Below are 23,124 nucleotides of genomic sequence, written 5' to 3' on the forward strand. Positions count from 1 at the left end.
ACACGGCATACGCCCTCGGGCACGACACGGCCGACGAGCCGGAGAGCGGCCCGGTCCACAGCGAGGGGTGGGTGGTGCAGGTCGTCGCGCAGGGGCCGGAGCACCGTCGTCGCTGCCACCCCGCCACCTGCGTTCACGCGTTCCACGGAGGCACCGGTCGGCGCTCCGAGCGTCGGGGCGGGCCCACACGCGCCGTCCCTACGTCGTGAGAACGACGCGGGTGCCGGCTGGGTTACGCGGATCACAGCTCGACTCCGTCCAGGGCCTTGCGCAGGGCGCGCGTCGCCCGCAGCTGCAGCTGCTTGACCGCGCCCTCGGACTTGCCGAGCACCCGCGCCGTGTCGGCGAGGCTGAGTCCCTGCAGGAAGCGCAGGGTGATGCACTCGGCCTGGTCGGAGCCGAGCTCGCGGATCGCCGAGACGAGCCGCTCGTCGCGCAGCCGCGTCAGCACCTCCGTGTCGGGGGCGTCGACGCGCTCGTCGGCGTCGCGCATGTCGGCGGTCGCCACCTCGAAGCGGAACTTCGCCGACTTCACGTGGTCCGCGATGAGGTTGCGCGCGATGGTGACGAACCAGGCCGCGATGTCCTTGCCCTGCCAGGTGAACGAGTCGATCCGGCGCATCGCCCGCAGGAAGGTCTCGGACGTGAGGTCCTCGGCCAGGGCGCGGTTGGCGACGCGGACGAGGACGTAGCGGAAGACCGTGTCGACGTAGACGTCGTAGAGCTGCGCGAACGCCTCCTTGTCGCCGCCCTGGGCGAGCTCGACGAGGGCGGCGATGCGGGCTTGCTCGTCGGCGTCGCGCTCGGGGTGGCGCCGCGGTCCGGCGCCGGGGGAGGACGGCCCGGCCCGAGTGAGCTCGGCGCCCTCGGCGCCCTCGTTGGCCAAGGCCGCCCAGACGGCATCGAACGCCGAGCGCCACGTGGGCAGCACAGGCCGGTGGGCGAGTCCGGGGGCACCGGCGAGGCCGGGGAGAACGAGGGCCGGCAGAGCGAGCGGGAGGGCGCCGGGCACGACGTGCGTGACACCTGTGCGGGCAGCGCCGAACGGCACTCGCGCCGGGCTCGTTCCCGGTGCGGTGACAGGTCGGTGCCGGTGGCCCGGCGTCCTGTTCGCGCGCATCGGGGACAGTCTGTCTGAATGCGCGACGACATGGGACCTCCACGACCTTTTGTGGCCCACCCGACGCCTACGACTGGTGGCCCACCCGACGCATGCGGCCGGAGGAGGGGGTCGGGACGCGGGGCGCTGCCTACAGTGGAGTCATGAGCAGTGACCAGCCCACGGGTCCTTCCAGCGAGCCGCCCTCAGGGGTCCCAGGCGGTGCCGATCCGTCGTCGCCCCCTCGCGTGGTCCTGCTGGGCCGTCCCGGCTGCCACCTGTGCGACGAGGCGCGCGCTGTCGTCGCCCGGGTGGCCGGTGAGCTGGGTGTCGGCTGGCAGGAGCAGTCCGTCGACGACGACCCCGAGCTGCTGCGCCGCTACGCCGAGCAGATCCCCGTGACCTTCGTCGACGGTCGGCGCCACGACTTCTGGCGGGTCGACGAGGCCCGCCTCCGCGCCGCCCTGAGCTGAGCCTTCGGGTGACCTGCCTCCGGGGCGCGTCCCATGCCGTGGTAGGCCGCCGAAGTCAACTTTGTGCATGGGTTCACAAACGTCTAGCCTGAACTGGTCCCCACGTGCTCCGCGTCCGGGGAGAAACGCCTCTTTTGAGAGGAGCCGGTGAGCAAGAGTGTCCGCCGACCCTGCACTGCGTCGCGAGATCCCCGACGCAACCGTCGCGCGGCTCCCCGAGTACCTCCGAACGCTCTCCCGCCTCGCTGAGGACGGCGTCCTGTCGGTCTCGTCCGAGGAGCTGGCCGCCGAGGTCGGGGTGCGCTCCGCGCAGCTGCGCAAGGACCTCAGCCACCTCGGCTCCTACGGCGTCCGCGGCGTCGGCTACGACGTCGAGACGCTCGCCCTCGAGATCTCCCGGGCCCTCGGCCTGACCGAGGACTGGCCGGTCGCCATCGTCGGCATGGGCAACCTCGGCCACGCGCTCGCCTCCTACTCCGGCTTCGTCACCAAGGGATTCCGCATCGTCGGGCTCTACGACGACGACCCGGCGCTCGCCGACGAACGCGTCGTCGGGGTGGCGATCCGTCCGCTCGCCGAGCTGAGCGCCCACCACGCCGTCGACCCGATCGCCATCGGCGTCATCGCGACGCCGGCCCCGGCCGCCCAGGCCGTCTGCGACGCCCTCGTCGGCGCCGGCATCAGCTCGATCCTCAACTTCGCACCGGCCGTGCTGTCCGTGCCCAGCGGCGTGGACGTACGCCGTGTCGACCTCTCGACGGAGCTGCAGATCCTCGCCTTCCACGCCCAGCGCAAGTCGCTCGCGGCGGGCGCCCTCCGTTCGGCGGTGGTGGTCCCGTGAGCCTGCTCGTCATCGGCCTGTCCCACCACACCGCACCGCTCTCGGTGCTGGAGGCGCTCTCCGAGCGTCCCGACCGGGCCGAGGCCATCGCCGCCTCGGTGCTGAGCTCGGCCACCGCCACCGAGGCCGTCGTGCTCTCGACGTGCAACCGCCTCGAGGTCTACGCCTCGGTCCCGGCCTTCCACCCCGCCGTCGCGGCCATCGGCGAGGCGCTCGCGATCGCCGCCGGCATCGAGGAGCCCGAGGGCGCGCGTCCGGTCGCCGAGCTACCGCCGGGCGACCCGGCCGACGCGCTGGCCGCCCGCGCCGAGGCGCTCGCCGACCACCTCTACGTCCGCTACGACGACGCCGCCGTGGCCCACGCGTTCACCGTGGCCTGCGGGCTCGACTCGATGGCTGTCGGCGAGGCCCAGATCCTCGGCCAGATGCGCGACTCCCTCGCCGGAGCGCAGGGGCGCGGCCAGGTCGGCGAGTCGCTCAACGCGCTCTTCCAGGGCGCGCTGCGCGTCGGCAAGCGGGCGCACGCCGAGACCGACATCGACCAGCACAGCGTCTCGCTCGTGCAGATCGCGCTCGAGGAGGCCACCGCCGTTCTCGGCCCGCTCGTCGGTGCCTCCACGGCCGTCGTCGGCGCCGGCGGGATGAGCGGCCTGGCCGCCGCCACGGCGCGCCGTCAGGGAGTCGAGTCGCTGACCATCGTCAACCGCACGCCCGAGCGCGCCGAGCGCCTCGCCGTGACGACAAGCGGCACGGCCCGCCCGTGGGGCGAGCTGCCCGACGTCCTCGCCGAGAGCGACCTCGTCATCACCTGCACCGGCGCCGTCGGGCACGTCATCACCGCCGAGATGCTCGCCGAGAGCGCAGCCCGCCGCGACGGTCGCCCGCAGGTCGTCGTCGACCTCGCCCTCCCGCGCGACGTCGAGCCCGTCGACTCCTGGTCCGAGCCCGTGCCCGGTGTCACCCTCGTCGACCTCCAGGCGCTCGGGCTGCTCCTCGAGGGCCGCGCCGACACGACCCAGGTCGTCCGGGTCCGCGAGCTCGTCACCGGTGAGGTCGCCGACTACCTGACGCGCCGGATGGAGAAGTCCGTCGCCCCGACGGTGGCCGCGCTGCGCGCCCGGGCCGCCGACCTCGTCGCCACCGAGATGGACCGCCTCGACCAGCGCCTGCCGGGTCTCGACGAGACCACCCGCGCCGAGGTGGGTCTCGCCGTGCACCGCATCGTCGAGAAGCTGCTCCACACGCCGACGATGCGCGTCAAGGAGTTCGCCATGGAGGGCAGCGGCGACGACTACGCCGCGGCCCTGCGCGAGCTGTTCGACCTCGAGCCCAAGGACGTCGCCAACGTGTCCACGCCCCCGAAGCGGGCCCAGCCATGACCGCCCTGCGCCTCGGCACGCGCCGCTCGGCCCTCGCCACCACCCAGTCCGGCTGGGTGGCCGACCGCCTGCGCGAGGCCGGCCACGAGGTCGAGATCGTCGAGATCACGACCGAGGGTGACGTGTCGGGCGAGCTCCTCACCGCCATCGGCGGCACGGGCGTCTTCGCCGCGGCCATCCGCCGGGCGCTGCTCGACGGCCGCATCGACGTCGCCGTCCACTCGCTGAAGGACCTCCCGACGGCTCCCGAGCCGGGCCTCGTCGTCGCTGCCGTCCCGGTGCGCGAGGACAGCCGCGACGTGCTCGTGGCCCGCGACGGCCTGACGCTCGGCGAGCTGCCCGCCGGCTCGGTCATCGGCACCGGCTCGCCCCGCCGCACGGCCCAGATCGCCGCGCTCGGGCTCGGTGTCGACATCCGGCCGATCCGCGGAAACGTCGACACGAGAATCGGATTCGTCTCCTCGGGCGTGCTCGACGCCGTCGTCCTGGCCCGGGCGGGTCTCGCTCGCCTAGGCCGCCTCGGCGAGGCCACCGAGATCATCGACCCCATCCAGGTGCTGCCCGCCCCCGGGCAGGGGGCCCTGGCCGTCGAGTGCCGCTCCGACCGCGACGACGTCGTGTCCGCGGTCTCGGTGCTCGACGACCCCGACACCCGGACCTGCGTCATCGCCGAGCGGTCGCTCCTCTCGACGCTCGAAGCCGGGTGCACCGCTCCCGTCGGGGCGCTCGCCGAGGTCGTCGAAGGCGACGACGGCCTCGAGCTGTCGCTGCGTGCCTTCGCCGGCACGGAGGACGGCAGCGTCGAGCTGCGCCGCTCGCTCGTCGGGCCCTACGACGAGCCGGAGGACCTCGGCTCGCGGCTCGCCCGGATCCTGCTGGAGGACGGCGCCGCCGACCTCCAGGTCGCCACGTCAGCTGGACCTGTCCCAGACCACGCCCCACACCAACCGGAGCAAGTTTCGTGACTCCTTCCCGCCAGCCGTCAGAGCAGACGGACTCGACTCCCACCCACGCCACGACGCCGGCGCGGGTCGCCTTCGTCGGCTCCGGCCCGGGCGACCCCGGCCTGATGACGCTGCGCGGTCGTGACCTGCTCGCGGCCGCAGACGTCGTGGTGCTCGACCGCATCGCCCGCGACGACGTCGTGCTCGAGCACACCCGTCCCGACGTCGAGATCATCGACGCCGGCCACGGCGAGCAGGGTCAGGAGCTCACGCACGCCGTCCGGGCCAAGCTCGTCGTCAAGGCGGCCAAGTCCGTGGCGCCGGGCGGTCTCGTCGTGCGCCTCATGGACGGCGACCCCGCGACCTTCAACGGCCTCGTCGAGGAGGTGCGCGCCTGCCGCAAGGCCGGCATCACCTACGACGTGGTCCCGGGCGTCTCCGCCCTGACCGCCGGGCCGACGTATGCCGGTGTGCCCCTGACGTCGAAGTCGACCGGCGCCGTCCACGTCGTCGGTGTCGACCGCTCGGGCATCGACTGGTCGGCCTACGCCGCCGATACCGACACCCTCGTGCTCCTCGGTGGCACCGACGGCATCCGCACCGCCCTCGCCGCGCTGCGCGCCGCCGGTCGACCGGCCGACTCGCTCGTCGCCCTGTCGGCCCACGGCACCACGGTGCGCCAGTCCTCCGTCGCGACGAGCCTCGGCGAGGCCGACGCGGTCTTCGCCGGCAAGGAGCCGCTCGAGGTCTCGCTCGCCGTCGTCTCGCCCAACGTCGCCCTGCGCGACGAGTTCTCGTGGTTCGAGTCCAAGCCGCTCTTCGGCTGGAAGGTCCTCGTGCCCCGCACCCAGGCCCAGGCCGGCTCGATGGTCGAGCGGCTCGCCGGCTACGGCGCCACTGCGGACGTCGTGCCGACCATCTCGGTCGAGCCGCCCCGCACCCCGCAGCAGATGGAGAAGGCCGTCAAGGGCCTCGTCACCGGCCGCTACGAGTGGATCGGCTTCACGTCGGTCAACGCCGTGCGTGCCGTGCGCGAGCGCTTCGAGGAGTTCGGGCTCGACGCACGCGCCTTCGCCGGCCTCAAGGTCGCCGCGGTCGGTGGTGTCACCGCCGCCGCCCTGCGCGAGTGGGGCATCAACCCCGACCTCGTGCCCGCGGGTGAGCAGTCGGCGGCCGGTCTGCTCGAGTCGTGGCCCGAGTTCGACGAGATGCTCGACCCGATCAACCGCGTCCTGCTGCCGCGCGCCGACATCGCCACCGAGACGCTCGTCGCCGGGCTGCGCGACATGGGCTGGGAGGTCGACGACGTGACCGCCTACCGCACCGTGCGCGCCGCGCCGCCGGCCGCGTCGATCCGCGACGCCATCAAGGGCGGCGACTACGACGCCGTGCTCTTCACGTCGAGCTCGACGGTGCGCAACCTCGTCGGCATCGCCGGGAAGCCGCACGCCGCAACGGTGGTCGCCTGCATCGGTCCGGCCACGGCCAAGACCGCGCAGGAGCACGGGCTCCGTGTCGACGTCCTCGCGCCGGAGGCCTCTGCCCTCAGCCTCGTCGACGCCCTCGCCGGCCACGGCGTCGGACTCGCCGTCGCCGCTGCCGAGGCGGAACAGCCCGTCCAGCGTCCCAGCGACAAGCGTCCGGCCTCGCGCCGCCGCGCCCGCTGAGGAGCGTCCGATGATCGAGCGTCCTCGTCGCCTGCGCCAGAACCCCGTCCTGCGCTCACTCGTCGCCGAGACCCGGCTGCACCCGCGTGACCTCGTGCTGCCGGTCTTCGTCGCCGAGGGCATCACCGAGCCGCGCCCGATCACGAGCATGCCCGGCGTCGACCAGCACACGCTCGAGAGCGTCGTCGAGGTCGCGCACCGCTGCGTCGCGGCCGGCGTCGGCGGGATCATGCTCTTCGGCGTGCCCCAGCACAAGGACGCCACGGGCAGCGGCGCCGTCGACCCCGACGGCATCCTCAACGTCGCGCTCCGCGCCGTGCGCGACGCCGTCGGCGACGACCTCGTCGTCATGGCCGACACGTGCCTCGACGAGTTCACCGACCATGGCCACTGCGGCGTGCTCGACGAGCGCGGCCGGGTCGACAACGACGCGACCAACCTCCTCTACGCCGAGATGGCCGTGGCCCAGGCCCGCGCCGGCGCCCACGTCGTCGCGCCCTCGGGGATGATGGACGGCCAGGTCGCCGTCATCCGTGAGGCGCTCGACGCCGAGGGCTTCACCGACACCGTGATCCTCGCGTATGCCGCCAAGTACGCCTCGGCGTTCTTCGGCCCGTTCCGCGAGGCCGTCCAGTCGAGCCTGCAGGGTGACCGCCGCACCTACCAGCAGGACCCGGCCAACGTCGTCGAGTCGCTGCGCGAGATCGACCTCGACATCGCCGAGGGCGCCGACATGGTGATGGTCAAGCCCGCGATGTCCTACCTCGACGTCGTCGCGGCAGCCGCCGAGCGCGCCTCGGTGCCGGTCGCGGCCTACCAGGTGTCGGGGGAGTACTCCATGATCCACGCGGCCGCGGCCAACGGCTGGATCGACCTGCAGGCGGCGGCGATCGAGTCGCTCGTCTCGATCCGCCGCGCCGGTGCGCAGGTCGTGCTGACCTACTTCGCACTCGACGTGACCGAATGGACCGCCTGACGGCACTACCATCTGGGCAACCGCAGGAGGTTGACATGTCAGGTACAGGGGACGACGGCGTGCGGTGGCTCAGTGATGCCGAGCAGGCGTCGTGGCGGGCCATCCTGCGCGGCACGAGGCTGCTCGAGCGTGCGCTCGACGACGCGCTCGGCGACGCAGGGCTGCAGCTCAGCGAGTACGAGATCATCTCGATGCTCTCCGAGAGCGCGAACCACCGCCTGCGGATGAGCGAGCTCGCGGCGATGGTCGTCCAGTCGCGCAGCCGCCTCACGCACACGGCCAAGCGGCTCGAGGACCGTGGCTGGGTCACCCGCGAGCAGTGCGCCGACGACAAGCGCGGCGTCGAGCTCGTGCTGACCTCGGGCGGGCTCGCGGCCGTCGACGACATCGCGCGCGTCCACGTCGAGAGCGTGCGCGACAACCTCGTCGACATCATGAGCCCGGCCCAGTTCACCGCGATCGGTGACGCCATGGCCATCGTGCGCGACCACCTCGACCCGACGAGTCTCAGCGGCCGCTGAGAAGCGTCCCCGACCGATGGCGTATGCCGTGTGGTTGCGGCCCGGACGTGCGGACGCGTCGCGCGTCCGCGACGGCAACCGCACGGGGTGGCGTCGGGCGGGTCGCCGCGGGCAGCGACAATGGTGCCCATGAGCTCGCAGCCGCCTCCCGTCCAGACCGCCTCCGACGCACCCGCGTCCGCAGCGCTCCTCGCGCGCGCCAGCGAGGTGATCCCCGGCGGCGTGAACTCCCCGGTGCGCGCCTTCCGTGCCGTCGGTGGCACGCCGCGCTTCATGGCGAGCGGGTCCGGGCCCTGGCTCACCGACGCCGACGGCAAGCGCTACGTCGACCTCATCTGCTCGTGGGGCCCGATGATCCTCGGGCACGCGCACCCGGACGTCCTCGCGGCCGTGACCGAGGCCGCGGCCAAGGGCTTCTCGTTCGGCACGCCCAGCGAGAACGAGGTGCGCCTCGCCGAGGAGATCGTCGCCCGCGTCGAGCCCGTCGAGCAGGTGCGCCTCGTCAACTCGGGCACCGAGGCGACGATGTCGGCGATCCGCCTCGCCCGTGGCTTCACCGGGCGTGACGTCGTCGTGAAGTTCGCCGGCTGCTACCACGGCCACGTCGACGCGCTGCTGGCCTCGGCCGGCTCGGGCGTCGCCACCTTCGCCCTGCCCGACTCGGCCGGCGTCCCGCGCTCGAGCGCCGGCGAGACGATCGTCCTGCCCTACAACGACCTGCCTGCCCTCGAGGCGGCGTTCGCGGAGCGCGGGCATGAGATCGCGGCCGTCATCACCGAGGCCGCGGCCGGCAACATGGGCGTCGTCCCGCCGGCGCCCGGCTTCACCGAGGGCCTGCTGCGCATCACCAAGGCCCACGGCGCGCTGCTCGTCTCCGACGAGGTGATGACCGGCTTCCGTTGCAGCCCGTCCGGCTTCTACGGCCTGGAGGGGCCGTATGCCGCGGGCGCACCTGACCTCTTCACCTTCGGCAAGGTCATGGGTGGCGGTTTCCCGACCGCGGCCTTCGGCGGTCGCGCCGACGTCATGGCGCTGCTCGCGCCGCAGGGCCCCGTCTACCAGGCCGGCACCTTGTCCGGTAACCCCGTCGCCTCGGCCGCCGGCCTCGCGACCCTGCAGGGCTGCACCCCGGCCGTCTACGAGCGGCTCGACGTCGTCTCGCACGCCATCGCCGACGCCGTCGCCGCCGAGCTGTCCGCGGCGTCCGTGCCGCACACGATCCAGTGGGCCGGCTCGATGTTCTCCGTCTTCTTCCGCGACGGCGCGGTGAGCAGCTACGACGACGCCAAGGACCAGGACACCAGCGCCTTCCGCCGGTTCTTCCACTCGATGCTGAGCCAGGGCGTGCACCTGCCGCCGAGCGCCTTCGAGTCGTGGTTCGTCTCGGCCTCGCACGACGACGAGGCCGTCGACCACGTCATCGCCGCACTGCCGGCCGCAGCCCGTGCCGCCGCCACCCCCGACTGAGACCAAGCCGGTTCGAGGTGATCGCGTGGCCTGTGTGCCCACCGCGATCACCTCGAACGGGGCGCGCGGAGGCGGCCACACGGCATACCTGCTCGGGCATTGCCGCCCACGCGCGCGGGGAGGAGGCTGGTCGGTGACGGCGGCGCCGTCGGGGTGCCGCCCCGAACCGAGGAGGTGGGGTCGTGCACGCACGCTCCACGACGGTCATGGGCCGTCCCGGCATGATCGAGACGGGCATCGCGCACATCCAGGACGTGGTGATGCCGCAGGTCAGGGCGATGGACGGCTGCGTCGGCCTCTCGATGGTCGCCGACCGCGTCACCGGCCGGTGCATCGTCACGACGGCCTGGCGTGACGAGTCCGCGATGCGTGCCACCGCCGGGAGCGTCATGCCGATGCGCCAGCAGGCGGCGGACCTCCTCGGCGGGGAGGCAACGGTCGACGCGTGGGAGATCGCCTACCTCCACCGCGACCACCGGGTCGCCGACGGCTGCTGCGCCCGGATCACGTGGTCCGAGGCCGACCCCGCGATGGTCGACAGCGTCATCGACGCCTTCCGCGACGGCATCATGCCGAAGGTCGAGCAGCTCGAGGGCTTCTGCAGCGCAAGCCTTTTCGTCGACCGAGCTGCCGGGCGGTCCTGCCTCACGGTGACCTACGACTCGCCCGAGGCGATGATGGCGACGCGCAACGCGGCGATGGGACTGCGGGCCGATCTCGTGCAGCAGACCGGCATGAAGGTCACCGAGATCGGCGAGTTCTCCCTCGCCATCGCGCACCTCGACGTGCCCGAGCTCGTCTGAGCTTCTGAGTCTTTCCAGTCCGTCGCGCTGCTAGTGGACGGCGGCGAGCAGCACGCCGACGCCGACGAACAGTCCGCCGAAGACGCGGTTCAGGGTGCGCTGGCCCGACTCTCGCTGGGTCAGCCGCCCGAGCCCGCGTGCCGCCGCGGCGAAGAAGAACCACATGACGATGACGTCGATGGCGACGATCGTCGCGGCGAGCACGGCGTACTGCGGCAGCAGCGGCTGATCCGGCCGGATGAACTGCGGGGTGAAGGCGAGGAAGAAGACGACGGCCTTGGGGTTGGTGAGGTTGACGAGCAGGCCCCGGCGGAACATCGACCACGCCGGCTCGCGCTGGAGCTCGTTGACCCGAGTCGCGGCGGCCCTCGAACGGAACTGGCGCACGCCGAGGTAGACGAGGTAGGCGGCACCGGCATACCGGATGACGTTGAAGAGCACGGGGGAGCCGGCGACGAGCACCCCGACCCCGGCGGCGACGACGACCAGGTGGGTGAGCAGCGCGACCTGCTGGCCGAGGATGCCCCAGATCGAGCGGGACCACCCGGAGCCGAGCGAGGTGGCCATCGTGTTGACCGCCCCGGCGCCGGGCGTGAGGGAGATGAGCGCGCCCGTCGCGACGAGCGTCAGCCACAGGGACCATGACACGTCCCGGAGTGTAGGTCGGGCCGGCCGGGAGGTGCCGGCCGTTCCACCGACGTCGTCGCACGTCACAGGGGGTGCACAGGCTCGGGTGCGGATTCGGTCCTGAGCACGACGTTTGAGAGACTGTCGACCATGGGTGAGAGCACGAGCGGGGCGGCGCCGGGCGCCGACGACCTCACGGTCGTGCACCTCTTGCGGCACGGCGAGGTCCACAACCCCGGGGGCGTGCTCTACGGCCGCCTCGACGGCTTCCACCTCTCGGAGCTCGGGAACGAGATGGCGCACCTCGTCGCGGCCCACCTCGAGACCAACGACATCACCCACGTCGTCGCGTCCCCGCTCGACCGGGCTCAGGAGACGGCGGCCCCGATCGCCGCCGACCACGAGGTCTCGATCACCACCGACGTGCGCGTCATCGAGTCCGAGAACCAGTTCGAGGGTCGCACGGTCAGCAAGCTCGACCTGCTCCACCCGCGCAACTGGCATCTGTTCACCGACATCACCAAGCCCTCGTGGGGAGAGCCCTACGAGCAGATCGCGGTGCGCATGCTCGCGGCCATCGCCGACGCCCGCGACGCGGCGCGCGGTCACGAGGCCGTCGTCGTGAGCCACCAGCTGCCCGTGTGGACCGTCCGCAACAAGCTCGAGGGCCGGCGCCTGTGGCACGACCCCCGCAAGCGTGAGTGCACCCTCGCGTCGCTGACCTCCCTGACCTACCACGGTGACGAGCTCGCCTCCATCACGTACTCCGAGCCGGCCGCCGAGCTGCTCGCCCGGGCGAGCAGGAGCGTGGGCGCCTGATGGACCACCTCGACCGACGCGCCGTGCTGCGCTGGGGCGCTGTCGCCATGGCCGGAGGGCTCGTGACGTTCGCGGCGGCTTGCTCGTCAGACCCGAACTCCGTTGCAGACCAGGCACGCTCGGGTGACCGCAAGGGCTACGTCGCCGGTGACGGCTCGATCGAGCAGCTGCCCGTGACCGACCGCGGCGAGCCCGTGAAGCTCGAGGGCACGACCCTCGAGGGCAAGCCCTGGAGCAGCGCCGACCGCGCCGGCACGGTCCTCGTCGTCAACGTCTGGGGCTCCTGGTGCCCGCCGTGCATCAAGGAGACGCCCGACCTGCAGAAGGCGTGGGAGTCGGTCCAGGCCAAGGGCAAGAAGGTCGAGTTCATCGGCCTCGACAAGCTCGAGGGCCCCGAGACCGGCCTCGCGTTCCAGACCGCCAACAAGGTGACCTACCCCTCGCTCGCCTACGACGGGGGCGTCCCGATCCTCGCGCTGCAGGGCAAGGCGTCCGCCACACCCACGACCCTCGTCCTCGACCGCGAGGCCCGCATCGCGGCCCGCGTCTCCGGTCCGGTGTCGACCACGACGCTGCTCGGGCTCATCGACGACGTCCTCGCCGAGAAGGCCTGAGGCCGGCATGGGTACCGAGCTCGCCACCGGGTCGCTCCTCGCGGCGGCGCTCGTCGCGCTCGTCGCCGGCTTCGTCTCGTTCGCCTCGCCGTGCGTGCTGCCCCTCGTGCCGGGCTTCCTCGGCTACGTCACCGGCCTGTCCGACGTCTCGCTCGAGAAGCGGTCGCGGGGCCGGCTCGTCGTCGGGGCGCTGCTCTTCGTCCTCGGCTTCACGGTCGTCTTCCTCGTCGCCGCTGCGGCCGTCTCGGCCGTCGGCCTGGCCTTCCGGGAGCACCAGAGCGCGCTGCTGCGCATCGGTGGGGCGGTCGTCCTCGTCATGGGCCTGCTCTTCCTCGGCGTCGGCCGGTCGTATGCCGTGCCGGTCAGCTGGCGACCGCGTGCCGGTCTCGCCGGGGCTCCGTTGCTCGGAGCGGCCTTCGCCGTCGGCTGGTCGCCGTGCATGGGCCCGACCCTCGGGGCGATCCAGGCCATGGCTGCGCCGATCTCGGCGGAGTCCGGCTCGATCGTCCGTGGCCTGGCGCTCGCCGGGGTCTACTCGATCGGCCTCGGGCTGCCCTTCGTCCTCATGGCCGCCCTCTGGGAGCGCGCCGGCAGGGCGAGCGACTGGCTGCGCCGGCACCGCCGCGCCCTGCAGAACGTCGGCGGCCTGCTCCTCGTCGCGGTGGGCCTGCTCATGCTGACCGGTGTCTGGGAGGACGTCATCGTCTGGATCCAGGTGCGCCTCGTCAACGGCTTCCAGGTGGCGATCTGACATGAGCACCGACACCGGCCCCACGACCGACAGGGCTCCCGACGGCTCGGTTCCCGGCGGCAAGGCCACGGCGGGCACCACGGACGCCCGCGGCATACGCAAGGGGATGCGACCCGAGCGGCAGGAGCCGACCCTGCCGACCCTCGGGGCCCTCGGCATGCTCCGGTGGGGCTGGCGCCAGCTGACGAGCATGCGCACCGCGCTCTTCCTGCTGCTGCTCCTGTCGATCGCGGCCGTGCCGGGCTCGATCTTCCCGCAGCGCAACATCGACGCCGGCCGGGTCGCCGACTACATCGCCCAGAACCCGACGAGCTCGCCGTGGCTCGACCGGCTCGGCTTCTTCGACGTCTACGCCTCGCCGTGGTTCTCGGCGATCTACCTGCTGCTCTTCGTCTCGCTCGTCGGCTGCATCGTGCCGCGCACCAAGGTGCACCTGCAGGCACTGCGCTCCACCCCGCCGCGGGCACCCGCACGGCTCAAGCGGCTCGACGAGCACACCGAGCTCACGACGACCCTCCCGCCCGAGGAGGCCCTCGAGGCGGCGCGAGCGGTCCTGAAGCGCAAGCGTTTCCGGCTGCACTCGCACGACGGCACGAGCGTGTCGGCCGAGTCCGGCTACCTCCGCGAGACCGGCAACCTGCTCTTCCACCTGGCCCTGACCGGCATCATCATCGGCATGGCCGTCGGGCACCTGTTCGGCTGGCGCGGTGACATCATCCTCGCCGAGGGCGACAAGTTCGCCTCGTCGGCCGGCACCTACAACACCATCTCGCCCGGCCCGTGGGTCGACACCGAGACGCTGCCGCCCTTCGTCCTGTCGCTCGACAAGCTCCACGTCGAGTTCAACGAGACGCCCGGCCGCGACTTCGGCAAGCCGCGCCTCTTCGACGCGCAGACGACGCTCCAGAGCTCGCCCGGCGCGCCCAAGACCGACGAGAACGTCTCGGTCAACCACCCGATCACCGTCGACGGCGCCGACATCTTCCTGCTCGGCAACGGCTACACGCCCGTCATCACGGTGCGGGACGCCAAGGGCAACGTGCTCTACCGCGAGGCCACCCCGTTCCTCCCGCAGGACCCGAACTACCGGTCCGTCGGCGTCATCAAGGTGCCGTCGGCCTCGCCGAAGCAGCTGGGCTTCACCGGCTTCTTCCTGCCCACGGCCGAGCCGACCTTCACCAACGGCCCGGTGTCGCTCTTCCCGGATGCGAACAACCCGGAGATCGCGATGTCGCTGTGGGAGGGCAACCTCTTCCCGGGCGGCGCCCCGCAGTCGGTCTACACGCTCAACACCGAGCAGATGAAGCAGGTGCTGCAGTCCAACGGCTCGCCGGCCCTCTTCCGGCTCAAGCCCGGCCAGACCAAGGAGCTGCCCGGCGGCCGCGGCTCGATCACCTTCGACAGCGTCAAGCGCTTCGCCGGCCTGTCGGTGCGCACCGACCCCGGCGCCCCGATCAGCCTCGTCAGCGCGATCCTCGCCACGCTCGGCCTCATCCTCGGCCTCACCATCAAGCGCCGCCGCGTCTTCGTGCGGGTGCGCCCCGCGACCGCAGCCGACGGCCCGCCGGGTGACACCGGTCACGGCGCCGGCAGCACCCTGGACAGCACCCTTGACAGCCCTCCCGGCGCCGACGGGCGACCGGCTACCGTGGTCACCATCGGTGGCCTCTCGAAGGACTCCGACCCCGGCCTCGCCGCGATCGTCACCGCGATCACGACCGGCGTGACCGACCGCCTTGCAGAACGGACCGACCGCTCGTGAACCTCGCAGCCAACGCCAACGCCGCGCTCTACGCGTCGATGATCGTCTACACGCTCGCCATGCTCGCCTTCACGTGGCACCTGGCGGCGCGCGCCCCCAAGGTGGCCGACTCCAAGCAGGTGGCCGACGTCGCCGCGACCGAGCGCGAGAGCGTCCTCGTCGGCGCCGGCGCGCCCTCGACGACCGAGCGCCGCCCGTCCATGCCGTACGCCGCCGGGCCCGGGTTCGAGGAGAGCCTCAAGAGCCGCCAGCGCGGCAGCATCGCGCTGATGCTGACCTACCTCGCGTCCGCGCTCCTCGTGGCGTCGGTCCTCATGCGAGGCCTCGCCGTCGGCCGGCCGCCGTGGGGCAACATGTTCGAGTTCGCGACCGCAGCGGCGGCTGCGGTGGGCGCTGCCTACAGCGTGCTCGCCAAGCGCAACAACTGGCAGTGGCTCGGCGTCTTCATCGTCACGCCGATCCTGCTCGTGCTCGGCCTCGCGCTCACCGTCCTCTACACCGAGGCCGGAGAGCTCATGCCGGCCCTGAAGTCCTACTGGCTGGGCATCCACGTCTCGGTCGCCTTCCTCGCGGTCGCCTTCTTCACCCTGGCGTTCGCGGTGGGTCTGCTCTATCTCGTGCGGCTGCGCCGCGAGGAGAAGCCGCCGGCCAAGCCCAGCTTCATCGAGTCGCTGCCGACGTCCGCCTCGCTCGAGCGCACCGCCTACAGCCTCAACATGGTCGCCTTCATCCTCTGGACGTTCACGCTCATCGCCGGAGCCATCTGGGCCAAGCAGGCCTGGGGCGCCTACTGGCAGTGGGACCCCAAGGAGGTCTGGACCTTCGTCATCTGGACGGTCTACGCCGCCTACATGCACAGCCGCGCCACGGCGGGCGTCGACCACCGCCGGTCGATGTACATCGCGCTGGCCGGCTACGTCGCCGTCATCATCAACTTCACGCTGGTCAACCTCGTCTCGACCTTCGTGGGCATGCACAACTACTCGGGGATGTGACCGTGGTCCGCTACTCGCTCCTGCGGATCCTGATCTTCTTCGGGTTCCTCTTCCTCTTCTGGCTCATCGGGCTGCGCGACAACCCGGTGCTCCTGCTCGGCGCGTCGGCCATCGCGTCGGCCGCGGCCTCCTACATCCTGCTGCGCGGCATGCGCGACGAGATCACGGCCAAGCTCGTCGACCGCCACGAGGCCAAGCTCGAGGCCAAGCAGCAGGTCGACCCGACGAGCGACGAGTTCGCCGAGGACGCCGAGGACGAGCGCCCCGTGCATGACGCCGACGCCACGGGTGCCGCGGCCGAGGACCCCCGCAACGCCGACCGCTGAGCTTCCACGTCGAGTGGCCTCGTCGTCACTCCAGCCCCACCCTGGGGTGGTACGCATGTGGCCGGGTTAGTCGAGTGAGCGCTGCGTCCCTGGTGTCCCACGCGCGGGTGGTACGCGTGGGGCTGGGCGCTCACTCGATCGTCCGACGAGGGCTGCTCGTGTCTTCGTCGAGTGAGCGCTGCGTCCCTGGTGTCCCACGCGCGGGTGGTGCCCGTGGGGCTGGGCGCTCACTCGACTGTTTTTGGTCGGCGGCCGGTCCGCGCCCCACGCCGTCGAGTGAGCGCTGCGTGTCTCGTGTCCCACGAGTGGGTAGTGCGCGTGGGGCTGGGCGCTCACTCGACGGGAGGGGAGTGGGTGCGGATGGGTCTGGGTGAGGCCCGGGGAGCGGGCGGGACGGCATACGTCCACCCGGCCTGAGGGATTCGGCTGACGGGGCCGGGCAGGGGTGCCACCGTGGACGGGTGGCCGAGGAGATCGACGTCGTCGTCGTCGGGGCCGGCCAGGCCGGTCTCGCGACGAGCCACGAGCTCGAGCAGCGCGGCGTCGAGCACGTCGTCCTCGAGGCCGACGTGCCGGGATCGGCGTGGCTTCGCCGGTGGGACAGCTTCACCCTCGTCGGGCAGAACCACACCGTGCGACTTCCGGGAGCGCCGTATGCCGGGGGCGACCCGCAGGGCTTCATGGGGCGCACCGAGATCGCAGGGCACCTCGACGCCTGGGCCGGCCGGCTGCGCGCCCCGGTGCGTTCCGGCTGCCCCGTGCGCCGGCTGCAGGCGCGTGACGGCGGCGGGTTCACGCTCGAGACCGACTCGGGCACCGTCGTCAGCCGTGTCGTCGTCCTCTCGACCGGGGCCTACCAGCGCCCACACCGGCCACCCGCGGCCGCGAGCCTGCCCGCGGGGCTCCCGGTCGTCGACCTCACCGGCTACCGCAACCCCGGCTCCCTGCCGGACGGGCCGGTCCTCGTCGTCGGCAGCGGCCAGAGCGCCTGCCAGGTCGCCGAGGAGCTCGTGCTCGCCGGGCGTGAGGTCGTCATGGCGTGCGGGCGTGCGCCGTGGTTCCCGCGACGTGCTGGTGACCGTGACGTCTTCGAGTGGCTGCTCGACTCGCCGTTCTTCGACCAGCGCGTCGAGGACCTGCCGACGGAGGCCGCGCGGCTCGGGGCCAACCCGCAGCTGAGCGGCGCCGCCGGCGGGCACGACCTCAACTACCGCACGCTCGCCGCCCTCGGGGTGCGGCTCGGCGGCCACCTCGTCGGGGCCGACGACGGGGTCGTACGCCTTGCGCCCGACCTCGAGGCATCGGTCGCCGCCGGCGACGACGGCTACCGGCTCCTCCGTGGCCTCGTCCTCGGCGTCTGTGCCCGGCAGGGCGTCGAGCCTCCCGACCTGCCCGACCCGGCGCCACTCGGTCGGCCCGGAGTCGAGTCCGTGCCGGTGCGCGAGCTCGGGTCGGTGCTCGTGGCCGCGGGCTTCCGGCCCGACTACACGTCATGGGTTCAGATCCCGGGCCTCGTCGACGGACAGGGCTTCCCGGTGCACGACGACGGCGAGAGCGTGGTGGCGCCGGACCTGCACTTCGTCGGGGTCCACTACCTGCGGCGCCGCTCCTCGGCGCTGCTCTTCGGAGTCGGGGCCGACGCCGCCGTCACCGCGACCCGCATCGCCAACCGCCTGGGCATGCCGGCCTGAGACACCACTCGCCCGGAGATCCCCGTCGAGTGGCCTCCCGGCCCCACGCGTACCAGCTCTGGTGTGACCGGAGTGACGACGAGGCCACTCGACTCCGGGGGACAGCCGGGCAGGCTGTCAGCAGGTCCTGCAGGTCCCCGCATGCCGAGGAGGTCCCGCAGGTCGAGCAAGCCGAGGAGGTCAGGCGCGGCCGAGGGCGAGGCCGACGGCGAGCAGCAGCGACCACGCGAGCTGGAACTGGCCCGTGCCGGCCAGCGCCGGGATGAGGCCGCGCCCGGTGGCGCGCCCGACGACGGCCTGCATCGGCCGGATGACGAGGGGCGCGGCCAGCAGGGTCAGCAGCGCCCACGGCGAGGTGAACGAGGCGAGGCCCGTCATCACGAACGCGACGGCGACGAGCACGACGTAGAAGATCCGGGTGCCGGACTCGCCCATCCGCACCGCGAGCGTGCGCTTGCCGTGCTCGCGGTCGGTCGGGATGTCGCGCAGGTTGTTGGCGACGAGGATCGCCGAGGCCAGGGCCCCGACGCCGATCGCACCCCACCAGCCGGCCGCGGTCGGCGGCGTCATGGTGGCCATGGTCCCGAGCGTCGCGACGAGCCCGAAGAAGACGAAGACGAAGACCTCGCCGAGTCCGAGGTAGCCGTACGGGCGCTTGCCCCCGGTGTAGTACCAGGCCGCGACGATGGCGGCCGCACCGATCGGGATCATGACCCACAGCCCCGACAGGGCGACGAGCGCGAGCCCCACGAGGCCGGCGAAGAAGAAGCACGCGAAGGCCGCGATCTTGACCGAGCGGGGAGCGGCGAGGCGCTGGCCGACGAGGCGCACCGGTCCGACGCGCACCTCGTCGGTGCCCCGGATGCCGTCGGAGTAGTCGTTGGCGAAGTTCACCCCGACCTGCAGGGCCAGGGCGACGACGAGGGCGAGGACGGCATACGCCCAGACGATGTGACCGGTCTGGTAGGCGGCGCCGGTGCCGACGAGGATGGGGGAGACGGCGGCGGGCAGCGTGCGGGGGCGGGCGCCCTCGATCCACTGGGACAAGGTGGCCATGAGGTTCTGGGGGCGTCCTTCTACAGCTTGCGGAGGAAGTCGGGGTCGTCGTCGGGTCCCAGCGGGCCACGAGGCCCGCGCGGATTCTGCGGGCGGCGACCCGGGCCACGCGGCGCGGGCCCTCCCCGGGCGCTGGCGCGACCGGTGAGCAGCCAGCCGACGGGGCCGAGGACGGGCACGAGCACGGCGACGAGCCAGACCGGCTTGGGCATGGTCCGCACGACGCGGCGGTCGGTCTGCACGCAGTCGACGAAGGCGTAGATCGAGGCGAACACCACGAGGGCGACGAGCACGACGCGCAGCACGGCGACCTCCTTCGACGAGCGTGGGAACACCCTTATCTTGCCACCGCTCAGGCGCGGTCCTGCACGGTGCGTCGGATCGCGGCCCGATCGGGCTTGCCCGGCCCGCGCTGCGGGATCGCGGGGAGCACGAGGACCCGACGTGGCAGCGCAGCGTCGGGGAGGATGCCGCGCAGCCGGTCGCGCACCTCGCGCGTGGTGAGGTGGGCGGTTGGGTCCGCGAGCGTCACTGCGGCACAGACGGACTCACCCCACTCGGGGTCGGGCACGCCGATGACGACGACGTCGAGGACCTCGTCGAGGTGCCGGCTCATGGCGTCCTCGACGACACCCGGGTTGATCTTGAGGCCGCCGGTGTTGATGACGTCGTCGGCACGGCCGTCGATGACGAGCAGGCCCTCGTCGTCGAAGTGGCCGAGGTCATCGGTGCGGAACCACCGGACGCCGTCGGGGTCGACGGTGAACGCGTCCCGGCTGAGGCCCGGCTCACCGAGGTAGCCGTGCGCCACGGTGTCGCCGCCGAGGACGACGTGCCGGTCGTTGTCGACGTGGACCCGGCTGACCGGCAGGGGGATGCCGTCGTAGACGCAGCCCCCGGCCGTCTCGCTCATGCCGTAGGTGAGGCTGAGGACCACCCCGAGCGCCCGCGCCTTCTCGACGAGCGCGGCCGGCGTGGCGGCGCCGCCGACGAGCACGCCGTCGAAGGTGCGCAGGGCCGCCAGCCCTGCCTCGTCGTCGACGAGCCGGGCGAGCTGCGTGGGCACGAGAGCGGTGTAGCGGCGCGCGGCCGCGGCCGTCGGGTGCACCCGGGCGGCGGCGTCGGCGAACCCCCCGGCCGAGAAGCCCTCGCGCAGGTCGAGCACGACCGGCGTGACCCCGGCCGCGATCGAGCGGAGCAGCACCTGGATGCCGGCGATGTGGTGGGCCGGCATGGCGAGCAGCCACGCGCCGCTGCCGCCCAGGATCTGGTGGGTGGCCCACGCCGAGCGTTCGAGCGCGTCGGCCGACAGCAGGGCGCGCTTGGGACGGCCGGTCGAGCCGGACGTGCCGATCGCGAGGGCGAGCCCGTCGGGCAGCTCGCCCGGGTCGTGGGCGGGCACCGACGGCACGGACGGCGGCTGGGCGTCGGCGGCATACGGCAGCACGGGGGAGCGGCCGGTCAGGGCCGCCTCGAGGTCGGGCAGCACGTCGAGGACGGCGGGTCCGGCGGGGATCGCCAGTGGACGGGGGGACGACGCGGCCATCAGGCGGGTCTCGCTCTCGGTCGTGCGGTGGGGGCGGCGCGTCGGCGCTGCCGGGCCGCCATGGCGACGGTCCAGACGAGCACGACGGCGCAGACGGGGAAGCCGACGTAGGGGTTGAGGGGAAGCACGATGCCGAGCGCGCCGCCGACGACCCACAGCACCTGGAGCATCGTCTCGGACCAGGCGAAGACCGACGTTCGGACGTTCTCGGGGACCTCGCGCTGCACGAGCGCGTCGAAGCAGAGCTTGGACAGCTGCGCCGACAGGCCCTGGACGAAGCCGAGCAGCGCGAGGGTCCACACGCCGTACCAGATGCCGGTCGCGATGCAGCAGACCGTCGCGGCGAGCACCGACAGCATGGCGATGCGCTCGGGCCGCTGGTCGCGCACGACGTTGCCGACGACGCTGCCGAGGCCGTTGCCGATCCCGATGGCCACGGCGATGATCGCGAGCACGACCTCGCCGCGGATGCCGTCGATGGGGTGCTCCTTGGCGAGGAACGCCATGAAGAGGATGAGGAAGCCGGTCAGCACTCGGGTGCCGCCGGTCGACCACATGGCGTGCATGACGGGCCACGGGATCGCCTGCTTGCGCCGGCGGAAGCGCCCGAACGGGCCGAGGGAGTCGACCGTGAGCGCGTCGTCACCCGATGGCGTATGCCGTCTCGCGGGGGAGTCGGACCACCCGCGCTGGGTGCCGCGGAGCGAGCTCGCAGGCGGCGCGCTCGCGGTGGCGCCCTCGCCGGCGCCGCGCACGGGGATGGGAGTCGTGTCCTCGATGGACACCTCGCCGAGGGAGGAGTCGACGCGGGCGGGCAGCCGGATGGCCTGCACAGTGCCGACGACGAAGACGACGAAGGCGAGCCGCAGGGCCCAGGCCGGACCGGCGAGCATGGCCCCGGCGCCGAGGGCGCCACCGGCGACGGCGCCGACGACGCCGGCCATGGAGACGCGCGAGTTCGCCTTGACGAGAGTGGTGCCCGGCGGCAGGAGGCGGGGCACGGCCGCGGCTCGCGTGATCGTGTAGGCGCGGGAGGCGACGAGGCAGCCGAGGGCGGCGGGGAAGAGCCAGCTGCTGTCGTTGTTGATGGCCTCGCCGAGCACCCAGCAGAGGAAGGCCCGCAGGGCGAGGGTCGTGCCGATGGCCCAGCGCCGGCCGTGGGAGAAGCGGTCGAGCAGCGGCCCGATGAGCGGCGCGACGAGGACGAACGGGACCATCGTCAGCAGCAGGAAGGTCGCGACGTCGCTGCGGGCCTGCGCGGTCTGGGGGTTGAAGAAGAGGGTGCCGGCCAGGGCCAGCGTCATGATCGTGTCGCCCGCGGTGTTGCTCGCGTGCAGCTCGGTGACGCGGGCCAGCCCGCTCTCGCCGGCCCCGCCGGAGTGGGTGTACGCGTGGGCCTTGGCGGCGGCGAAGCGCCCCGAGCGCGCGGTGAGGCGTGCCGTACCGGTGGCGGCGCGCCCGAGTCCGCGCCCGACGGCACGGGTCGCGTTGGCCGCGGTGGTGCGCGGCGGCTGGCGGAAGTCCGCGGGCCGGCCGCCCTCCGGGACGTCGGGCCCGCCGGCGGCAGCGCTGGCGCGGCGGTCGTCGCTCGGTTCCACCCCAACATCCTGCCTTGTCCGGGTGTCCCGGGTGCGACCGACACCGGCTTCCGCGCGGGTCCGCGCAGGTCCGCGCAGGTCGCCGCAGGTCCGCTGCATGTCCCGCTGCAGGTCCCGCGTCCAGCCCGCGGAATGCCGGCGTCCTCGGGCACCGCTGGCCCTGCCCGCGTGGTTAGTCTCGGGACGTGACGAGCGTGCCGGACGAGGAGGTGCTCGGCCCCGACCGGGCAGGCCGCCGCCCGCGGGCCCGCTTCGCCGTCGCGCTCGGGATCCTCTGGCTCGTCGTGCCGCTCGTGCTCTTCCTCCTCGACCGGTCGGTCCTGCTCGCCGGCAACCCCGCGCAGGTCATTGCGCTCGCGGCGAGCGGGCTCATCGGCGTCGTCCTCCTCGCCCGGGACCGCGGCGACGAGCCGCGTGAGGCGCACCACCGCGCCTGGGTGCGCGTCGTCGGCCGAGGTGTCGGCGTGCTCCTCACCCTCGTCGTGCTCGGGGCGCTCGTCTGGCTCCGCCCCTTCGCGGCGACCCCGGCAGCAGCGGCCTCCGTGTCGGGCGGCGCCGGGGTCCGCATCACGGATGCCCCGGCCCACATCGTCATCACCCCGACGAGCGGCACGCCCACCCGGGGGCTGATCTTCCAGCCCGGTGCCCGGGTCGACCCCCGCGCCTACGTGCCGATGCTGACGCAGGTCAGCCGGCAGGGCATCCTCGTCGTCGTCGTCAAGCAGCCCTTCAACATCGGTTTCCTCGCCATGACGGCCCCGCACGCCTTCATCGACTGCCACCCCGAGGTCACCTCGTGGGCCATCGGCGGGCACAGCCTCGGCGGCGTCGTCGCGGCGACCTTCGCCCACGACCACCCCGGCGTCGTCAAGGGCCTCGTGCTCTGGGCGTCGTATCCGGTCGGCTCGCTCGCCGACCACACCGACCTCGCGGTCGCGTCGGTCAGTGGCACCCGTGACGGGTTCACGACCCCGGCCGACGTGCAGGCGAGCCGGTCGCTTCTCCCCGGCGACACGGCATACACCGCAGTCGCGGGGGCGGTGCACTCCTTCTTCGGTGACTACGGCGAGCAGCCCGGCGACGGCACCCCGACGGTCGACCGGGCCACGGCCCAGCGCCAGATCGTCGACGCGACCGTCGCGCTGCTCGACGGGATGTGACGGCTCAGA

Annotated in this window: 23 protein-coding genes; 17 read left to right on the plus strand and 6 right to left on the minus strand. The window is 72.8% G+C overall.

Annotation, left to right across the window (positions count from 1 at the left end; all coding sequences use genetic code 11):
* Positions 1-241: 241 nt before the first annotated feature.
* A complete protein-coding gene (locus IEY30_RS11395) occupies positions 242-1,120 on the minus strand; it encodes an RNA polymerase sigma factor (protein WP_081920396.1) in 879 nt (292 codons plus the stop codon).
* A gap of 143 nt (positions 1,121-1,263) precedes the next feature.
* Here IEY30_RS11395 and IEY30_RS11400 point away from each other — a divergent pair, with 143 nt between their 5' ends.
* The 9 genes from IEY30_RS11400 (at position 1,264) to IEY30_RS11440 (ending at position 10,170) form a co-directional block, all read left to right on the plus strand.
* On the plus strand, positions 1,264-1,572 hold the full coding sequence (locus IEY30_RS11400) for a glutaredoxin family protein (RefSeq protein ID WP_081920397.1): 309 nt from the start codon (positions 1,264-1,266) through the stop codon (positions 1,570-1,572).
* Positions 1,573-1,729: 157 nt separating this feature from the next.
* Positions 1,730-2,413, plus strand: a complete 684-nt coding sequence (locus IEY30_RS11405) for a redox-sensing transcriptional repressor Rex (RefSeq protein ID WP_030195790.1) — start codon at positions 1,730-1,732, stop codon at positions 2,411-2,413.
* Positions 2,410-3,792 carry a glutamyl-tRNA reductase gene (hemA, locus tag IEY30_RS11410; protein WP_030195793.1) on the plus strand — a complete coding sequence of 461 codons (1,383 nt, stop codon included), beginning with the start codon at positions 2,410-2,412 and terminating at the stop codon, positions 3,790-3,792. Before IEY30_RS11405 ends, hemA begins: the two co-directional genes overlap by 4 nt.
* The gene (gene hemC, locus IEY30_RS11415) at positions 3,789-4,757 is read left to right on the plus strand and encodes a hydroxymethylbilane synthase (RefSeq protein WP_043416451.1); all 969 of its coding nucleotides are present in this window, start codon (positions 3,789-3,791) and stop codon (positions 4,755-4,757) included. Before hemA ends, hemC begins: the two co-directional genes overlap by 4 nt.
* A complete protein-coding gene (locus IEY30_RS11420) occupies positions 4,754-6,403 on the plus strand; it encodes a bifunctional uroporphyrinogen-III C-methyltransferase/uroporphyrinogen-III synthase (RefSeq protein WP_030195799.1) in 1,650 nt (549 codons plus the stop codon). Before hemC ends, IEY30_RS11420 begins: the two co-directional genes overlap by 4 nt.
* Before the next feature lie 10 nt (positions 6,404-6,413).
* Positions 6,414-7,379 carry a porphobilinogen synthase gene (gene hemB, locus IEY30_RS11425; protein WP_030195802.1) on the plus strand — a complete coding sequence of 322 codons (966 nt, stop codon included), beginning with the start codon at positions 6,414-6,416 and terminating at the stop codon, positions 7,377-7,379.
* 35 nt (positions 7,380-7,414) lie between these two features.
* Positions 7,415-7,900 carry a MarR family winged helix-turn-helix transcriptional regulator gene (locus IEY30_RS11430; RefSeq protein ID WP_030195806.1) on the plus strand — a complete coding sequence of 162 codons (486 nt, stop codon included), beginning with the start codon at positions 7,415-7,417 and terminating at the stop codon, positions 7,898-7,900.
* A 129-nt stretch (positions 7,901-8,029) separates the two neighbouring features.
* On the plus strand, positions 8,030-9,367 hold the full coding sequence (hemL, locus tag IEY30_RS11435; RefSeq protein WP_030195810.1) for a glutamate-1-semialdehyde 2,1-aminomutase: 1,338 nt from the start codon (positions 8,030-8,032) through the stop codon (positions 9,365-9,367).
* Between the two features lie 182 nt (positions 9,368-9,549).
* On the plus strand, positions 9,550-10,170 hold the full coding sequence (locus tag IEY30_RS11440) for a hypothetical protein (RefSeq protein WP_030195821.1): 621 nt from the start codon (positions 9,550-9,552) through the stop codon (positions 10,168-10,170).
* A gap of 30 nt (positions 10,171-10,200) precedes the next feature.
* Here IEY30_RS11440 and IEY30_RS11445 read toward each other — a convergent pair whose 3' ends face one another.
* On the minus strand, positions 10,201-10,818 hold the full coding sequence (locus IEY30_RS11445) for a LysE family transporter (RefSeq protein WP_030195824.1): 618 nt from the start codon (positions 10,816-10,818) through the stop codon (positions 10,201-10,203).
* Positions 10,819-10,947: 129 nt separating this feature from the next.
* On the opposite strand from IEY30_RS11445, the gene IEY30_RS11450 reads away from it, so the two are divergent.
* The 7 genes from IEY30_RS11450 (at position 10,948) to IEY30_RS11480 (ending at position 17,755) form a co-directional block, all read left to right on the plus strand.
* The gene (locus IEY30_RS11450; RefSeq protein ID WP_030195828.1) at positions 10,948-11,616 is read left to right on the plus strand and encodes a histidine phosphatase family protein; all 669 of its coding nucleotides are present in this window, start codon (positions 10,948-10,950) and stop codon (positions 11,614-11,616) included.
* The gene (locus IEY30_RS11455) at positions 11,616-12,230 is read left to right on the plus strand and encodes a TlpA family protein disulfide reductase (protein ID WP_030195833.1); all 615 of its coding nucleotides are present in this window, start codon (positions 11,616-11,618) and stop codon (positions 12,228-12,230) included. The genes IEY30_RS11450 and IEY30_RS11455 overlap by 1 nt, the downstream gene beginning before the upstream one ends.
* Before the next feature lie 7 nt (positions 12,231-12,237).
* Positions 12,238-12,981 carry a cytochrome c biogenesis CcdA family protein gene (locus IEY30_RS11460; RefSeq protein ID WP_030195836.1) on the plus strand — a complete coding sequence of 248 codons (744 nt, stop codon included), beginning with the start codon at positions 12,238-12,240 and terminating at the stop codon, positions 12,979-12,981.
* A gap of 1 nt (position 12,982) precedes the next feature.
* A complete protein-coding gene (gene resB / locus IEY30_RS11465; RefSeq protein WP_030195841.1) occupies positions 12,983-14,743 on the plus strand; it encodes a cytochrome c biogenesis protein ResB in 1,761 nt (586 codons plus the stop codon).
* Positions 14,740-15,738 (plus strand): c-type cytochrome biogenesis protein CcsB, encoded by a 999-nt coding sequence (ccsB, locus tag IEY30_RS11470; RefSeq protein ID WP_030195845.1) that lies wholly within the window; start codon positions 14,740-14,742, stop codon positions 15,736-15,738. Before resB ends, ccsB begins: the two co-directional genes overlap by 4 nt.
* Before the next feature lie 2 nt (positions 15,739-15,740).
* Positions 15,741-16,064 carry a DUF4229 domain-containing protein gene (locus IEY30_RS11475; RefSeq protein ID WP_030195848.1) on the plus strand — a complete coding sequence of 108 codons (324 nt, stop codon included), beginning with the start codon at positions 15,741-15,743 and terminating at the stop codon, positions 16,062-16,064.
* A gap of 461 nt (positions 16,065-16,525) precedes the next feature.
* The gene (locus tag IEY30_RS11480; RefSeq protein ID WP_043416457.1) at positions 16,526-17,755 is read left to right on the plus strand and encodes a flavin-containing monooxygenase; all 1,230 of its coding nucleotides are present in this window, start codon (positions 16,526-16,528) and stop codon (positions 17,753-17,755) included.
* Positions 17,756-17,935: 180 nt separating this feature from the next.
* Here the strand turns inward: IEY30_RS11480 and IEY30_RS11485 are convergent, their stop codons facing one another.
* From IEY30_RS11485 to IEY30_RS11500, 4 genes are read right to left on the minus strand one after another with little or no spacing between them, the layout of a single operon-like run.
* Positions 17,936-18,811, minus strand: a complete 876-nt coding sequence (locus IEY30_RS11485; protein WP_030195857.1) for a 1,4-dihydroxy-2-naphthoate polyprenyltransferase — start codon at positions 18,809-18,811, stop codon at positions 17,936-17,938.
* A 20-nt stretch (positions 18,812-18,831) separates the two neighbouring features.
* The gene (locus tag IEY30_RS11490) at positions 18,832-19,116 is read right to left on the minus strand and encodes a PLD nuclease N-terminal domain-containing protein (protein WP_030195860.1); all 285 of its coding nucleotides are present in this window, start codon (positions 19,114-19,116) and stop codon (positions 18,832-18,834) included.
* Between the two features lie 47 nt (positions 19,117-19,163).
* Entirely contained in the window at positions 19,164-20,357 is a 1,194-nt protein-coding gene (menE, locus tag IEY30_RS11495) for an o-succinylbenzoate--CoA ligase (protein ID WP_030195865.1), read from the minus strand.
* The gene (locus IEY30_RS11500; RefSeq protein WP_052358409.1) at positions 20,357-21,955 is read right to left on the minus strand and encodes an MFS transporter; all 1,599 of its coding nucleotides are present in this window, start codon (positions 21,953-21,955) and stop codon (positions 20,357-20,359) included. The genes menE and IEY30_RS11500 overlap by 1 nt, the downstream gene beginning before the upstream one ends.
* Before the next feature lie 185 nt (positions 21,956-22,140).
* Here IEY30_RS11500 and IEY30_RS11505 point away from each other — a divergent pair, with 185 nt between their 5' ends.
* Entirely contained in the window at positions 22,141-23,115 is a 975-nt protein-coding gene (locus IEY30_RS11505; RefSeq protein WP_081920400.1) for an alpha/beta hydrolase, read from the plus strand.
* Positions 23,116-23,124 lie beyond the last annotated feature (9 nt).

Source organism: Terrabacter tumescens, from assembly GCF_014646815.1.
Lineage (GTDB): Bacteria > Actinomycetota > Actinomycetes > Actinomycetales > Dermatophilaceae > Terrabacter > Terrabacter tumescens.

Excerpts from the sequence above, each read along its gene's own strand:
- IEY30_RS11395 (WP_081920396.1), bottom strand. The coding sequence starts at position 1,120 with ATGCGCGCGAACAGGACGCCGGGCCACCGGCACCGACCTGTCACCGCA.
- IEY30_RS11400 (WP_081920397.1), top strand. The coding sequence starts at position 1,264 with ATGAGCAGTGACCAGCCCACGGGTCCTTCCAGCGAGCCGCCCTCAGGG.
- hemC (WP_043416451.1), top strand. The coding sequence starts at position 3,789 with ATGACCGCCCTGCGCCTCGGCACGCGCCGCTCGGCCCTCGCCACCACC.
- hemB (WP_030195802.1), top strand. The coding sequence starts at position 6,414 with ATGATCGAGCGTCCTCGTCGCCTGCGCCAGAACCCCGTCCTGCGCTCA.
- IEY30_RS11430 (WP_030195806.1), top strand. The coding sequence starts at position 7,415 with ATGTCAGGTACAGGGGACGACGGCGTGCGGTGGCTCAGTGATGCCGAG.
- hemL (WP_030195810.1), top strand. The coding sequence starts at position 8,030 with ATGAGCTCGCAGCCGCCTCCCGTCCAGACCGCCTCCGACGCACCCGCG.
- IEY30_RS11450 (WP_030195828.1), top strand. The coding sequence starts at position 10,948 with ATGGGTGAGAGCACGAGCGGGGCGGCGCCGGGCGCCGACGACCTCACG.
- IEY30_RS11455 (WP_030195833.1), top strand. The coding sequence starts at position 11,616 with ATGGACCACCTCGACCGACGCGCCGTGCTGCGCTGGGGCGCTGTCGCC.
- IEY30_RS11460 (WP_030195836.1), top strand. The coding sequence starts at position 12,238 with ATGGGTACCGAGCTCGCCACCGGGTCGCTCCTCGCGGCGGCGCTCGTC.
- resB (WP_030195841.1), top strand. The coding sequence starts at position 12,983 with ATGAGCACCGACACCGGCCCCACGACCGACAGGGCTCCCGACGGCTCG.
- IEY30_RS11485 (WP_030195857.1), bottom strand. The coding sequence starts at position 18,811 with ATGGCCACCTTGTCCCAGTGGATCGAGGGCGCCCGCCCCCGCACGCTG.
- menE (WP_030195865.1), bottom strand. The coding sequence starts at position 20,357 with ATGGCCGCGTCGTCCCCCCGTCCACTGGCGATCCCCGCCGGACCCGCC.